Origin of the sequence: Agromyces sp. H17E-10 (assembly GCF_022919715.1) — a bacterium.
Taxonomy (GTDB): Bacteria; Actinomycetota; Actinomycetes; order Actinomycetales; family Microbacteriaceae; genus Agromyces.
In genome coordinates, this window is record NZ_CP095042.1 from 2,461,975 (window position 1) to 2,475,493 (window position 13,519).

Annotated in this window: 13 protein-coding genes; 6 read left to right on the top strand and 7 right to left on the bottom strand. The window is 72.5% G+C overall.

What is annotated here, in order from left to right; genetic code table 11:
- Nucleotides 1-21: 21 nt before the first annotated feature.
- Genes MUN74_RS11200 through MUN74_RS11210 form a run of 3 tightly spaced genes read left to right on the top strand, consistent with a single transcriptional unit; the run spans nt 22 to nt 2,539 of the window.
- Nucleotides 22-735, top strand: coding sequence for a copper resistance CopC family protein (locus tag MUN74_RS11200; protein ID WP_244852177.1), 714 nt, complete (start codon nt 22-24; stop codon nt 733-735).
- 20 nt (nt 736-755) lie between these two features.
- Nucleotides 756-1,298, top strand: coding sequence for a copper chaperone PCu(A)C (locus tag MUN74_RS11205; RefSeq protein WP_244852178.1), 543 nt, complete (start codon nt 756-758; stop codon nt 1,296-1,298).
- Nucleotides 1,298-2,539 (top strand): Dyp-type peroxidase, encoded by a 1,242-nt coding sequence (locus tag MUN74_RS11210; protein ID WP_244852180.1) that lies wholly within the window; start codon nt 1,298-1,300, stop codon nt 2,537-2,539. Before MUN74_RS11205 ends, MUN74_RS11210 begins: the two co-directional genes overlap by 1 nt.
- Before the next feature lie 48 nt (nt 2,540-2,587).
- Here MUN74_RS11210 and crcB read toward each other — a convergent pair whose 3' ends face one another.
- From crcB to MUN74_RS11235, 5 genes are all read right to left on the bottom strand, one after another.
- The gene (crcB, locus tag MUN74_RS11215; protein ID WP_244856432.1) at nt 2,588-2,959 is read right to left on the bottom strand and encodes a fluoride efflux transporter CrcB; all 372 of its coding nucleotides are present in this window, start codon (nt 2,957-2,959) and stop codon (nt 2,588-2,590) included.
- Between the two features lie 5 nt (nt 2,960-2,964).
- On the bottom strand, nt 2,965-3,399 hold the full coding sequence (locus tag MUN74_RS11220; protein WP_244852181.1) for a fluoride efflux transporter FluC: 435 nt from the start codon (nt 3,397-3,399) through the stop codon (nt 2,965-2,967).
- Between the two features lie 59 nt (nt 3,400-3,458).
- Nucleotides 3,459-3,980: a GNAT family N-acetyltransferase gene (locus MUN74_RS11225; protein WP_244852183.1), complete on the bottom strand. Its 522-nt coding sequence runs from the start codon at nt 3,978-3,980 to the stop codon at nt 3,459-3,461.
- A 204-nt stretch (nt 3,981-4,184) separates the two neighbouring features.
- Nucleotides 4,185-4,820 carry a PadR family transcriptional regulator gene (locus MUN74_RS11230; RefSeq protein ID WP_244852185.1) on the bottom strand — a complete coding sequence of 212 codons (636 nt, stop codon included), beginning with the start codon at nt 4,818-4,820 and terminating at the stop codon, nt 4,185-4,187.
- A complete protein-coding gene (locus MUN74_RS11235) occupies nt 4,817-5,743 on the bottom strand; it encodes a DUF4097 family beta strand repeat-containing protein (protein WP_244852187.1) in 927 nt (308 codons plus the stop codon). Before MUN74_RS11235 ends, MUN74_RS11230 begins: the two co-directional genes overlap by 4 nt.
- A 197-nt stretch (nt 5,744-5,940) precedes the next feature.
- Between MUN74_RS11235 and MUN74_RS11240 the strand changes: the two genes are divergently transcribed.
- Nucleotides 5,941-6,699 carry a MerR family transcriptional regulator gene (locus tag MUN74_RS11240; RefSeq protein WP_244852189.1) on the top strand — a complete coding sequence of 253 codons (759 nt, stop codon included), beginning with the start codon at nt 5,941-5,943 and terminating at the stop codon, nt 6,697-6,699.
- A gap of 167 nt (nt 6,700-6,866) precedes the next feature.
- Here MUN74_RS11240 and yczE read toward each other — a convergent pair whose 3' ends face one another.
- Entirely contained in the window at nt 6,867-7,520 is a 654-nt protein-coding gene (yczE, locus tag MUN74_RS11245) for a membrane protein YczE (RefSeq protein WP_244852191.1), read from the bottom strand.
- A gap of 63 nt (nt 7,521-7,583) precedes the next feature.
- On the opposite strand from yczE, the gene yczR reads away from it, so the two are divergent.
- Both yczR and MUN74_RS11255 read left to right on the top strand, forming a co-directional pair.
- Entirely contained in the window at nt 7,584-9,038 is a 1,455-nt protein-coding gene (gene yczR, locus MUN74_RS11250) for a MocR-like transcription factor YczR (RefSeq protein WP_244852193.1), read from the top strand.
- A gap of 144 nt (nt 9,039-9,182) precedes the next feature.
- Complete coding sequence (locus MUN74_RS11255; RefSeq protein WP_244852195.1) at nt 9,183-11,546, top strand: esterase-like activity of phytase family protein; 2,364 nt, start codon at nt 9,183-9,185, stop codon at nt 11,544-11,546.
- 282 nt (nt 11,547-11,828) lie between these two features.
- On the opposite strand, the gene MUN74_RS19260 is transcribed toward MUN74_RS11255, so the two are convergent.
- Nucleotides 11,829-13,457, bottom strand: coding sequence for a chaplin family protein (locus MUN74_RS19260; RefSeq protein ID WP_305038244.1), 1,629 nt, complete (start codon nt 13,455-13,457; stop codon nt 11,829-11,831).
- Nucleotides 13,458-13,519: the final 62 nt, after the last annotated feature.

The following is a 13,519-nucleotide window of genomic DNA, read 5'->3' on the forward strand; positions in this document are numbered from 1 at the left end:
CATGAGGAGAAGGACTCCCGAATGAACAACGCTTCCACCGTTTCCACCGCCGCGGCCGCGCCCGGTCGCAGCCGCCTTCGCGTCACCGTCGTCGCCGCGACCGCGCTGGCCTTCGCCGGCGCACTCGCCCTGTCGGGCGGCACCGCCGCCTTCGCGCATGACGAGCTCATCGCGTCGAGCCCCGAGAACGGCCAGGTGCTCGAGGCGGCGCCCGCCGCGGTCGAGCTGGACTTCTCGAACGACATCATCGAGGTCGGCACGGCGATCGAGGTCGTCGACCATCACGGCGAGGACGTCGAGGTCGGCGAGCCGGTCATCGACGGCCCGAAGGTCACCGCGACCCTGCCGAGCGACCTCGAGGGCGAGTACCAGGTGCGCTGGCGTGCGGTCTCGAGCGACGGACACCCGATCGAGGGCACGATCGACTTCGGCGTGGGCGCCGACGCGACCGGCACCTGGACCGAGGAGCCCCCGCACGCCGCCGCCGCGAGCGACGACGCGGACGCCGACCACGGCGACCACGGCGACGAGGGCGACCACGCCGACGCCGATGACAGCGCGGCATCCGGCCCCGACGGGTGGGCCGTCGCCGGCTTCGTCGTGGGCGGGCTCGGCATCATCGCGCTCGTCGTCGCGATCATCCTGAACACGCGCCGCAGGAGCGCCGGCCCGGGCGCCGGTGACGGCACGGGCTCCGCGGGCGGCACCGGCACCGGCACCGGCACCGACGCCTGAGCGGCGCGGGAGCGATCGACATGCGTACCACCGTGATCACCCCTGCCCTCGGAACGGTGCTGGCGGCACTGCTCCTCCTGTCCGGATGCGCCGCGAGCGGCGCGTCCGGCTCGTCCGGTGCCGTCGGGTCGGACGTCGCGACGCCGTCGGCCGAGGCTGCGGCCTCCGTCGTCGTCGACGACGCCTGGGTCAAGGCCGTCGACGGCGGCATGACCGGCTTGTTCGGCCAGGTCGTCAACGACGGCTCGCGCGACGTCGTGCTCGTCGGCGCGACGACCGACGCCGCGGCGAGCGCCGAACTGCATGAGACGGTCGAGTCCGACGGAGCCATGCGGATGCGCGAGAAGGAGGGCGGGTTCGCGATCGCCGCGGGCGACGCGCTCGCCCTCGAGCCGGGCGCGAACCACGTCATGCTCATGGGCCTCGACGGGCCGCTGCTCGCCGGTGACGAGGTCACCGTGACCCTCGAGTTCGACGACGGCTCGACGCTCGACGTCACGGCACCGGTCAAGGACTACACGGGCGCGAACGAGCAGTACGACGACGGTCACGGGTCGCACTGATGACCGCCGGACCCGGCGGCTCCGGGTTCTCGCGGCGGCACCTCCTCGTCGGGGGTGCCGCCGCGGCCGGAGCCGGTGCGGCGGCGATGCTGGGCGCGCAGGCCGTCGCGGGAGCGCTCGCCCGCGGCGGTGACACGGGCGCCGATCGTGCCCGACCGACCGACGCGACCGCCGTCGGCGATGCCGTCGTGCCGTTCCACGGCACGCACCAGGCCGGTATCGAGACCCCGCCGCAGGCGCATGCCCGCTTCATCGCGCTCGATCTGCGCCCCGAGGTCGACGCCGCGGCGCTCCGGCGCATGCTGCGGGTGCTGAGCGACGACGCGGCCAGGATCACCCAGGGCACCGCGCCGCTCGCCGACACCGAGCCCGAGCTCGCCCTCGCCCCCGCGAGGCTGACCGTCACGTTCGGCTTCGGCCCGGGCCTCGTCGAACGTGCGGGCGGCATCGCGCCCGCGTGGCTCCGCCCGCTGCCGCCGTTCGGCATCGACCGGCTGCGGCCCGAGTGGAACGGCGGCGACCTGCTGCTGCACGTGGGGTCGGACGACCCGGTCACGCTCGCGCACGCGGCCCGCATGCTGCTGAAGGACGCACGGTCGTTCGCGACCGTGCGCTGGTCGCAGCACGGTTTCCGGCGCGCGGCGGGCGCCGATGCATCCGGTTCGACGATGCGCAACCTGTTCGGGCAGCTCGACGGCACCGTCAATCCCGTGCCCGGCACGGCCGACTTCGACGAGCTCGTCTGGTCGGCCGGCGCGCCCGAGTGGATGACGGGCGGCACGTCGCTCGTACTGCGACGCATCGCGATGGACCTCGACGGGTGGGACCGGGTCGACCGGCCGGGCCGTGAGGCGGCCGTCGGCCGACGTCTCGGCAGCGGTGCGCCGCTCACGGGTTCGCGCGAGCACGACGAGCCCGACTTCGAGGCGCTCACCCCGGTCGGCTTCCCCGTGATCGCCGACTTCTCCCACCTGCGTCGCTCGCGCAGCGACGTGCCGGGGGAGCGGATCTTCCGCCGCGGGTACAACTACGACGAGTCGCCGGGCGACGGATCGATCTCCGACGCCGGACTGCTGTTCGCCTCCTACCAGGCCGACGTCGACCGCCAGTTCGTGCCGATCCAGCGCCGGCTCGACGAGCTCGACCTGCTCAACGAGTGGACGACGCCCATCGGCTCGGCGGTCTTCGCCGTGCCGCCCGGGTGCGCAGCCGACGGGTACGTGGGCGAGACGCTCGTCTGAACGACGCGGATGCCGCGACCGGGCCCCGGTCGCGGCATCCGTCGCCGCTCAGCGGAAGACGAGGTACATGCCCGCCGCCGCGGCCAGGCCGAGCACGAGCGTGACGATCACGTTGAGCGTCGCGGCGCGCCACCGGCCGCCGCCGAGGAGCTCGATCGTCTCGACGCTCCACGTGCTGAAGGTCGTGAGACCCCCGCAGAACCCGGTCACGAGGATGAGCCGCAGATCGCCGTCGAGGGCGGCGCGCTCGGCGAGGCCGATGAGCGCGCCGGCGACACCCGAGCCGACGACGTTGACGATGAGGATGCCGCCCGGGAGGTGCCCCGGCCGCACGGGCAGGGCTCGGGAGAGGGCGTAGCGAAGCACCGCGCCGATCGCGCCCGCGACGAGCACCGCCGCGATCACGGCCGGGCTGAGCATGTCGCTCACAGGGTCTCTCCGGCGTCGGTGATCTCGTGCGGCATCGGTCGGTGCGCCAGGTGCGAGCCGAGCTCGAGCCCGAGAGCGGCGAAGCCGAGTCCGCCGACGACCGATGCGGCGAGGTAGCCGACGCCGATCCAGATCTCGCCCTCGCCCGTCAGCACGACGACCGCGGCCATGACGGCGGACAGGGTCGTGAACGAGCCGAGCACGCCCGAGCCGAGCCCCGCCTTCAGCCAGGTGGGCGTCGCCGGCCGAGTCCAGAGGCCGCCGACGAGCCAGCCGAGCACGAACGCGCCGGCGAGGTTGATGACGAGCGTCTCGACCGGGAACTCGTCGGGCGCGGCCGCGAACGCGAGATCGAAGGCGAGGCGCAAGCCGGTTCCGACGAGGCCGCCGACGGCGACCGCGCCGACGGTGATGAGTGGAGACGCGCGCACCACTGCAGGCTACGCCGGGTCGAACGGCGGTCGGTGCCGGTCGTGCGGGCGCGGCGCCGTCAGGTCGAGCGCGACGCCTCGCCGCCGGGGGCGAGATACGCGACCCAGTCGTTCGTGCGGAGCACCCCGTCGCCCACCTCGAAGTCCTCCTCGCCGAGCAGGGTGAACCCCGCCTTGCGGCAGACGGCGTTCGACGCGGGGTTGTCGACGCTCGGGTACGCGTGCACGGGCAGGGTCTCGCCGGCGGCCCTGGCGAACTCGAGCATCGCCACGACGGCCGCCGGCGCGATGCCCTGCCCACGGTACTCGGACTCCACCGACCACCCGCTCTCGAGCGCGGGCTCGCCGTGCCACTCGTGCTGCCAGTAGCCGACCATGCCGACGCCCTCGGGGTGCCCGGGGACCGTGATGCGGAACTGCTGCCCCGTGCCGTCGCGCGCGAGCGCGAGGTAGCGGTGGTGCCGGGCGACGACCTGGTCGTCGGTCTCGACGCCGCCCACCCAGTCCATCAGCTCGGGCGTGTTCGCCCGCCGCAGCAGTTCGAGGTCGCCCTCGGACCACGGGTGCACTTCGACGTCCATGGGTTCATGCAAGCACCACCCGCCGACATCGCATCCCGGCCTCATCGACTCGCCGAAAAGTGTCGTTCACGGCGGAACGAAGAACACTTTTCGGCGAGTCGATGCGGTGGGGGTCGGGAGGGAGGGGCGGGAGGGAGGGGGCGAAGCCGAGGAGGGGGGAGAGGAGGGAGGAGGGGAGGGGGTCGGCGGGGTGTGGGTGGCGGCCTAGTCTCCGAGGACGGCCTGCACGTCGGCGCGCACCTGGGCGAGCCGGGCCTTCAGCAGGGTCACCGCCTCGGGCGGCACGTTCGCGTGCTGCGTGCGGGTGCGCAGGTCGGTGCGCACCTGGCGGCGGAACTCGTTGATCGCGAGCTCGGCCTCGTGCAGCGCACGGCGCGAGTCGACCTGGGCGTCGACCGTCGCCGATCGTGCACTCTCGGCGCTCGCCTTGCCCGCATCCTTCGCGGAGCGCTTCGCGTCGCGCGCGGCGCTCGCGAGCTCGGCGCGCAGCGAGCGCATCGCCTCGTTCACCTCGGCCCGCACCCCGTCGGCGAGCCGCCGGACCGAGTCGGTGACCTCGTCTTCGATCGCGTCGAGCTCGGGACGGCGTGTCTCGAGCTCGGCGCGCCCGGCGTCGGTGATCTCGTAGACCGACTTTCGGCCGTCGCTCGTCTTCGTGACGAGCCCCTCCTCCTCGAGCTTGGCGAGGCGGGGATAGATCGTGCCGGCGCTCGGCGAGTACGTGCCGCCGAAGCGGTCGGACAGCGCCTGGATCAACTCGTACCCGTGCCTCGGCTGCTCGTCGAGGAGGGCGAGGAGGTAGAGGCGCAGGCTGCCGTGCGCGAAGACCGGAGGAGTCACGCCGCGCCTCCGACCTCGTCGCGGGATGCCTTGGCCGAGGCATCCCCGCCGGTACCGGCGTCGGTCGCACCGTCGTCGGCCGCGCCGGCGCCGGACGCGCCAGAGGCGCCCCCGGCCGAGGGTTCGCGCCGCATGATCGAGATCGAGCCCGACACGCTGTTCGCGCCGAAGTCGAGCCAGCGGCCCGCGAGCTCGCCGGTCACGCGCTCGAAGCCCTTGCCGAGCACGCCCTTCATGGTGACGTCGTCGATCAGCACGGTGCCGCCGACGGTGTTGACGCGGTAGCGCGCCCCGGCGCCGGGATCGAAGCGAACGGTGAGGTCGCCCGAGACGGTGTTCGTGTCGATGCGGCTCGGCGTGCCGAACGCGTCGACGATCATGTCGCCCGCGACGGTGTCGGCGTTGAACACGGTGATCGTGCCCGTCGCGACGATGTCGCCCGACACCGAGTGGGCCGTGATGCGGCCCGTGTGGTTGCCGACCGAGAGCTCGCCCGACACGCTCGAGAGCTCGAGGTCGCCGTCGTGGTCGTCGACGACGAGTTCGCCCGACACGGTGCTGAGCTTCGCGTCGCCGTCGAAGCCCGCCACGAGCGCGTCGCCCGAGACGACGCCGAGCTTCAGCACGACGTCGCGCGGCGCGAGGATCGACACCTCGGCCTTGGCGTTGTTGGCCCAGCCCTTGAACGCGTCGATGAAGTTGTCCCAGCGCAGCTGCGGGTGGTCGACCTCGAGCGCGTCGCCATCGATCGTGACGAGCAGGTCCTTGCCGCTCACCTTGGAGACCTCGACGCGGGCGCCGGGCTCGTCGTGGGCGATGAGGTCGACCTTGCCGCCGATGAGGCTGACCTTGAGCTTGCGGACGAGCTCGAGATCGATGACCCGGGACTCGCCCGGGGTGATGACCCACTTCTCGATGGTCATGTCGTGGTCTCCTTCTGGGTGCGAACGGGATGCCGCGGCATCCGATTCTGAAATTCGTGGGGTATCGCGATATATCGCGTTTTCGAGTATCACGATATATCGCGTTTTCGAGAAACTCAAGGGTTCGGGCTTGACCTTGACGCTACGTCAAGTTCTAACGTGGACGACGTACCGAACGCGAAACGGAAGGAGGCGTCGTGGACTGGTCGATCCAGGAGATCGCGAAGCTCGCCGGCACGACGAGCCGCACCCTGCGGCATTACGACGACATCGGCCTGCTCGCACCGAGCCGCGTGGCCGGCAACGGCTACCGCCACTACGACGAGCGTGCGCTCGTGCGGCTGCAGCGCATCATGCTGCTGCGAGAGCTCGGGCTCGGACTGCCGGCGATCGCCGAGGTGCTCGAGGGTGACGCCGACGAGGCGCACGCGCTCGGTGCGCACCTGGGCTGGCTCCGGCAGGAACAGGATCGGCTGACGCGCCAGATCGCGTCGGTCGAGAAGACCATCGAGGCATTGGAAGGAGGTGAACGACTCATGGCAGACGAGATGTTCGACGGATTCGACCACACCCAGTACAAGGACGAGGTCGAGGAACGTTGGGGCAAGCAGGCCTACGCCGACGGCGACCGCTGGTGGCGAGGTCTCGGCGAGGCCGGCCAGCGCGAGTGGAAGGCCCGGGTGGCCGAGCTCGGCCGCGACTGGATCGCGGCGGCGGAGTCGGGCGTCGCGCCCGACGGGCCCGAGGGGCAGGCGCTCGCGAAGCGCCACGTCGAGTGGCTGACCGCTGTTCCGGGCACGCCCGCGGCGGCGCCCGGCGGCGACGTCAAGGCGTACGTGCTCGGCCTCGGCGACATGTACGTGGCCGACTCGCGCTTCGCAGCCAACTACGGCGGCGAGCAGGGGGCGGTGTTCGTGCGCGACGCGCTCCGCGCGTACGCCGAGCGCGAGCTCTGACGGTCGGTCGAGCGGTGGGTTGAGTAGGCGCGCAGCGCCGTATCGAAACCGAGCGCGAAGCGCGTATCGAGGCCACGTCCACGATGTGGTCTCGATACGCTTCGCTACTCGACCGACTGGAGTCGCTGCGGCCTCCGAGGTGTCCCGGCCTCGGAGGCCGCAGCCGTCTAGTCCGCCGCCGCGACGACGGGGGTCGCGGCGGTTCCCGTGGTGTCGTCGGCGTCGGCTCGCGGCATCCGCGCCGGCTTCTCGGGCACCCGGAAGAACGGCAGGGTGAACCCGCACAGCGGGCCGATGAGCAGCGCGAACGCGACGGTGCCGACGCCGACGTCGCCGCCGAGCAGCCAGCCGATCGCGAGCACGGTCACCTCGACGATCGTGCGGCCGACCCAGATCGGCCAGCCGGTGCGGGCGTGGATGCCGGTCATGAGGCCGTCGCGGGGACCCGGTCCGAAGCGGCTGCCGATGTAGAGACCGCTCGCGACCGCGAGCAGCAGCAGCCCTCCGGTGAAGAGCAGGATGCGCTGCCACAGCTCGGGCGGCGTCTGGATGAACCACAGTCCGAGCTCGATGCTCGGCCCGATGAGCAGGATGTTGAGCACGGTGCCGGCGCCAGGCTTCTGCCGCAGCGGGATCCAGAGCAGCAGCACGAGCGCCCCGATGATGTTCGTGAGCCAGCCGATGCCGATGCCCGTGAGGTGCGAGAGGCCCTGCGCGAACACCGTCCACGGGTCGACGCCGAGCGCCGCACGGATCATCATCGCGTCGGCGATGCCGTAGAGCACGAGTCCGATGAGGAGTTGGGGGATGCGCCGAGCCATGCTCACCATCCAATTCCACGATTGGCCTTGGCTCAAATAGCCAATCAACGTAAAGTGGCATGCATGTCGGATGCCGCGCTGAGCGCCCGTGCGCTGCAGAACCTGCTCGGAGAGTGGCGCGCCGGTGCCCGCGGCGCCGTCTACCTCGCCCTCGCCGAGCGCGTGCGACTGCTCGTGCTCGACGGCCGGGTGAGCGTCGACACACGACTCCCCGCTGAACGCGAACTCGCCGAGCGACTCGGCGTGAGCCGCACGACGGTGACCGCGGCCTACCGGCACCTGCGCGAGCAGGGCTTCGTGCGCAGCATCCGCGGATCGGGAAGCGTCGCCCGCATTCCCGGCGCCCCGGCCGTCCTGCCGGTGCCGCCCGCCCCCACCCATCTCGACCTGTCGAAGGCGGCGCCGCCCGCCCTGCCCTGGCTCGCCGACGTGGCGCGCGAGGCCGTCGACGACCTGCCCGCGCACCTCGGCGACTCGGGGTTCGACCCCATCGGGCTGCCCGTGCTGCGCCAGGCGATCGCCGACCGCTACGCCGCACGCGGCCTGCCGACCTCGCCCGAGCAGATCATGGTGACCATCGGGGCACAGCACGCGATCGCCCTGGTGTCGCGCGTGCTCGTCGGTCGTGGCGACCGGGCGGTGATCGAGGCGCCGACGTATCCGCACGCGTACGAGGCGCTGCAGCTCGCCGGGGCGAGGCTCGTCGCCGTGCCCGTCGCGCCGCACGAGGAGGCCGACGTCGCGAACCGCGTCGACGACGTCGACGCGCTCGAGCGCGCCCTCGCCCGCACGAACCCCTCGACGGCGTACCTCATGCCCGACTTCCAGAACCCGACGGGTCGCTCGCTCGACGCCGACGCACGACGCCGACTGCTCGACGTCGCCGCCCGACAGGGCACCGTCGTGATCGCCGACGAGACGACCGCCGAGCTCGACATCGACCGCAACCACTCGCCGCTGCCGCTCGCCGCCTACGGGCCGGCGGGAACGGCCGTGCTCGTCGGCTCGCTCGGCAAGACGGTGTGGGGCGGGGTTCGCATCGGCTGGATCCGTGCCGAGCCGGCGCTCATCCGACGGCTGCTCGCGGCTCGGCTGCCGGGCGACCTCGGCACCCCCATCCTCGAGCAGCTCATGGCGACGCGACTGATCGGGCGCATGGACGAGATCCTCGAACTGCGGCGCGCCGAGCTCCGGGCCGGCCGCGATCGGGTCGAGTCGCTCGTCGCCGAGCAGTTCCCCGACTGGCACGTGCCCCACGTCGACGGCGGCATCGCCGTCTGGATCGGGCTCGGCGCACCCGTGAGCTCGCAGCTCGCGCTCGCCGCGAGGGCGCAGGGCCTGCTCATCGCCGCCGGACCCCGGTTCGGCATCGACGGGGCGTTCGAACGGTTCCTGCGGCTGCCGATCTGCCAGCCGGTCGCCGAGACCGAGGCGGCCGTGCATGCGCTGCGCCGCGCGTGGGAGTCGATGCCGGGCCTCGCGCCCGCCGAAGCCGGCCTGCTGCCTGCGGTCGTGTAACGCTGGGCGCACGGTCGCCGCACCGGCCGTTCACGCACCGGGCGTTCACGCGCCGGACACGAACGCGTCACCGCTGCGGCACCACGCCGACAGCCGACGGCGGGAGTCTGGGCCCGACTTCGACCGTCGACCCCAGGAGCCCCCATGCCCGCACGCCCGCTCTCCCTCGCCGCATTCGCCGTGGCATCCGTCATCGCCGGCTGCGCGCTCGCCGCGCCCGCCGTCGCCGCACCGCTCGGCGCCACCACCGCATCCGCCGCCGACCGTGCCGAGACCACCGGTCCGGCGTTCTCGCGCACCGCGACCTACCCCGTCTTCCAGAACGTGCCCGCGGGCGTCGACCCGGCGGCGGCCACCGTCGCCGAGATCTCCGCGGTGAGTGAGGACGGCCGCACCGTCGTCTACACCGACGCGCTCGGCAAGCGCATCGGATTCCTCGACATCACCGACCCCGAGCACCCGGTCGGCACGGGCACCGTCGCGCTCGCCGAGCTCGGCCACGCCGACGACCAGCCGACCTCGGTCGCGATCGTCGGCGGTCGCGTGCTCGTCGTGATCGACGAGACCGGCGGCGACTTCCCGAACCCGCGCGGCCGGCTCGACGTGCTCGACCTCGGCACGCGCGCACGCCTCGCCTCGATCGACCTCGGCGGCCAGCCCGACTCGATCGCGATCTCGCCCGACCGCAAGACCGCCGCGATCGCCATCGAGAACCAGCGCGACGAGGAGCTCGAGGTCGACGGCGTCGAGGGCGGACTACCGCAGGCCCCCGGCGGCTTCGTGCAGACCGTGAAGCTCACGCCCGCGAAGCCCTCGAGCTGGAAGGCGCAGCCCGTGCGCTTCGACGACAAGTGGGCGTCGGCCGCGTTCGCTGCCGCGGGCGTCTACGCCCCGACCGACCCGGAGCCCGAGTACGTCGCGTTCTCGCCGTCGGGCGAGCTCGCCGTCACCCTGCAGGAGAACAACGCCGTCGCACTCATCGACGTGAACAACCGCCGGGTCACCGGGGCGTTCTCGGCCGGCACCGTGACGGGATCGGGCTTCGACGTCAAGAAGGACAAGAAGATCGACGCGACCGGCTCCATCACCGACGTGCCGCGCGAGCCCGACTCGATCGCCTGGGTCGACGACCGCCACGTCGCGACCGCGAACGAGGGCGACCTGCGGGGCGGCACCCGCGGCTGGTCGGTGTTCGACGTGCGCACGGGCGACGTCGTGTGGGACGCGGCCGACTCGTTCGAGCAGCTCGCGATCTCGCGCGGCCTCTACAACGACGATCGCGCCGCCAAGAAGGGCCCCGAGCCCGAGGGCCTCGCGGTCGCGACGATCGGCGGCACGCGCTACGCGTTCGTCGCGAGCGAGCGCTCGAACTTCGTCGCCGTCTACGACCTCGCCGACCCGACCTCGCCGCGCTTCGTGCAGACGCTGTTCTCGACGAACGGGCCCGAGGGCATCCTGCCGGTGCCGTCGCGCGACCTGCTCGTCGTCTCGAGCGAGACCGACGACGCCTCGGTCTCGGTGCGCGCGAGCGTCAACCTCTACCGACTCGGCGACGAGGCGTCGGCGCAGCCGTCGATCGTGAGCGACGACGACGCGAACGGGCGAGCGATCGGCTGGCTCGCCCTCGGCGCGCTCTCGGCCAAGCCCGGCGACGCCTCGGCGATCTATGCCGCGAGCGACAACGCGCTGAACCCCTCGACGATCTTCACGGTGGATGTCTCTGCCGAGCCCGCCCGCATCACCGACCGGCTCGTCGTGACGAAGGCCGGCAGCCCGCAGGCGCTCGACGTGGAGGGCGTCTTCGCCCGCCCGCAGGGCGGGTTCTGGCTCGCGAACGAGGGCGCGACGGGCGCGGCGAACTCGCTCGTCCGCACCGATGCCGCCGGTGCGATCGTCGAGACGATGTCGCTGCCCGCGGACATCGCCGCGCACGTCGGCAAGTGGGGCTTCGAGGGCGTGACCGCGACGACCGATGCATCCGGTGCCGAGATCGTCTGGGCCGCGCTGCAGCGCCCGCTGTGGACCGACCCCGCCGCCGCGTCCGGCCCGATCGACGGCGAGGGCGTGACCCGCATCGGCCGCTACGACACCGCGACGAAGACCTGGACCTGGTTCGGCTACCGACTCGAGCAGACCGCGACCGCCGGCGACTGGCTCGGCCTCTCGGAGATCACCGCGGTCGACGGCGACACGCTCGCCGTCATCGAGCGCGACAAGCTCAACGGGCCTGCGGCCGCGATCAAGCGCGTCACGACGGTCGAGGTCGGCGGCGTGCAGGGCGTGAGCGGCGTCGGCGCACCCGGTGCGCTGCCCGTGCTCGAGAAGACGCTCGCGGTCGACGTGCTCCCCGCGCTCCGCGCCGGCAACGGCTGGACCCAGGAGAAGCTCGAGGGCCTCACCATCGGCGCGGACGGCCAGGTCTACGCCGTCACCGACAACGACGGGCTGAAGGATGCCACGGGCGAGACCGTGTTCCTGCGCCTCGGTGCCGCGACCGACGTGTTCTGAGTCGCATCATCCCGACCCGCGTCGCGCGGGCGACGGCGGCCCGGGCCTCACGGCTCGGGCCGCCGTCGTTTCATCGATTTCCCCCGATGATTTCCCTTCGTGCGTCCATGAGAGGTGCGGGGTGGTGCGCGACTGCGAACGCACACCACCCCGCCCCGGCCACGCCATGGACGAGCGCGGCCAGGCCGTGCCGCACGGGTCTACGGCACGGAGTCGATCGACCGGCACGACCCGCTGGGCCGGTCGGCCCCGGCGCCGGCAGGGCGGCGCCGGGATGAGCCGTTACCGGCGTCCCGCGGAACGCCCGGTCGACCGTCGCAGTGTGAACCGGCGCAGCGCGACGAGCACGAGCCCGGCGACGAGCGCGAGGGCCGCGAGGCCGGCGCCCGAGACGTCGGCGCCCGTCGAGGCGAGCGAGCCGTCCGAGCTCTCCGCCACGATCACCGTGTCGCCGCCCTCAGCGACCGAGGAACCGTCCGAACCGTCGTCGGAACCTCCGCCGTTGCCGCCGTTCGAGCCGTCACCGGGGTCGGTGGGGTTCGTCGGCTCGGTCGGGTCCGTCGGGTCCGTGGGATCGGTCGGGTCCGTGGGATCGGTCGGGTCGGTGGGGTCCGTCGGGTCCGTCGGGTCCGTGGGATCCGTCGGATCGGTCGGGTCGGTCGGGTCCGTCGGGTCCGTCGGGTCGACGATGGTCGTCGAGCCGTCGGTCTCGCTGTCGCCGATGACCGAGATCGCGTTGCCGCCGATCGTGATGGGCAGTGACAGGCCGGGCAGCAGCTGTGTTCCCCCGAGCAGGCTGCCGTCACCGCCCGTCGTCGCAGAGCCGCCCCCGGCTCCCGGCAGCACGACCGTCTCGGCGTCGGTCGACGTGGAGTCGCCGATGCCCGAGATCGCGTTGCCGCCGATCGTGATCGGCGCCTCGAGCGACGGAAGCACCTGCGTGCCGCCGAGGATCGAGTCGTCGCCCGAGGTCGACGCGTCGCCGTCGCCGGCGCCACCGGTCAGCACCGCGGTCGTCGCATCCGACGAGACCGAGTCGCCGATGACCGAGACGGCGTTGCCGCCGACCGTGATCGGCAGGTCGAGGTCGCCGAGTACCTGCGTGCCGCCGAGCAGGCTGTCATCGCCCGACGTCGCCGCCTCGTCCGACCCGGCGCCCGAACCCGGGCCACCCGTGCCGACCTCGGTCACGGCGTCGCTCGACGAGGAGTCGCCGATGATCGAGATGGCGTTGCCGCCGACCGTGATCGGGGCGTCGATGTCGCCGAGGATCTGCGTGCCGCCGAGCAGGCTGTCATCGCCCGACGTCACCGCCTCGTCCGACCCGGCGCCCGAACCCGCGACATCGGCCACGACCGCGGTCGTGGCGTCCTCCGACGAGGAGTCGCCGATGACCGAGATGGCGTTGCCGCTCACGGTGATCGGCACGTCGACGTCGATGAGGCCCTGGGTTCCGCCGAGCAGCGAGTCGCTGCCGCTGGTCTCGGCGCTGCCCGCGTCGGCCGTGCCGGACTCGCCCGACGCAGCATCGGTCGCGACCTCGGTGGTCGCATCCGACGACGAGGAGTCGCCGATGACCGAGATGGCGTTGCCGCCGACGGTCACCGGGATGTCGACGTCGATGAGCGCCTGGCTGCCCGAACCGATGCCGTCGTCACCCGAGGTGACTGCGGCGGGCTCGGCGTCTGCCGTGGCGACCTCGGTGGTCGCATCCGACGACGAGGAGTCGCCGATGACCGAGACGGCGTTGCCGCCGATCGTGACGGGCAGGTCGATCGAGATCCCGGCCTGGGTTCCCGACACGATGCCGTCGTGGCCGTTCGTCTCCGCATGGGCGACGCCGGCCCCGAGGAGCGTGAGCCCCCCGGCGAAGAGGGTCGCGTACAGCGCCCTCAGCGCAATTCTCTTCATGATCCAGTCCTCCTGACTGATGGGTGAGGTCGCTCCCGGGCAGGGAGCGATGATCGTGTCCG

Coding starts and splice junctions, on each gene's coding strand:
- MUN74_RS11210 (WP_244852180.1), top strand. CDS start 1,298: ATGACCGCCGGACCCGGCGGCTCCGGGTTCTCGCGGCGGCACCTCCTC.
- MUN74_RS11255 (WP_244852195.1), top strand. CDS start 9,183: ATGCCCGCACGCCCGCTCTCCCTCGCCGCATTCGCCGTGGCATCCGTC.
- MUN74_RS19260 (WP_305038244.1), bottom strand. CDS start 13,457: ATGAAGAGAATTGCGCTGAGGGCGCTGTACGCGACCCTCTTCGCCGGG.
- MUN74_RS11200 (WP_244852177.1), top strand. CDS start 22: ATGAACAACGCTTCCACCGTTTCCACCGCCGCGGCCGCGCCCGGTCGC.
- MUN74_RS11225 (WP_244852183.1), bottom strand. CDS start 3,980: ATGGACGTCGAAGTGCACCCGTGGTCCGAGGGCGACCTCGAACTGCTG.
- yczE (WP_244852191.1), bottom strand. CDS start 7,520: ATGGCTCGGCGCATCCCCCAACTCCTCATCGGACTCGTGCTCTACGGC.
- MUN74_RS11205 (WP_244852178.1), top strand. CDS start 756: ATGCGTACCACCGTGATCACCCCTGCCCTCGGAACGGTGCTGGCGGCA.
- crcB (WP_244856432.1), bottom strand. CDS start 2,959: ATGCTCAGCCCGGCCGTGATCGCGGCGGTGCTCGTCGCGGGCGCGATC.
- yczR (WP_244852193.1), top strand. CDS start 7,584: ATGTCGGATGCCGCGCTGAGCGCCCGTGCGCTGCAGAACCTGCTCGGA.
- MUN74_RS11235 (WP_244852187.1), bottom strand. CDS start 5,743: ATGACCATCGAGAAGTGGGTCATCACCCCGGGCGAGTCCCGGGTCATC.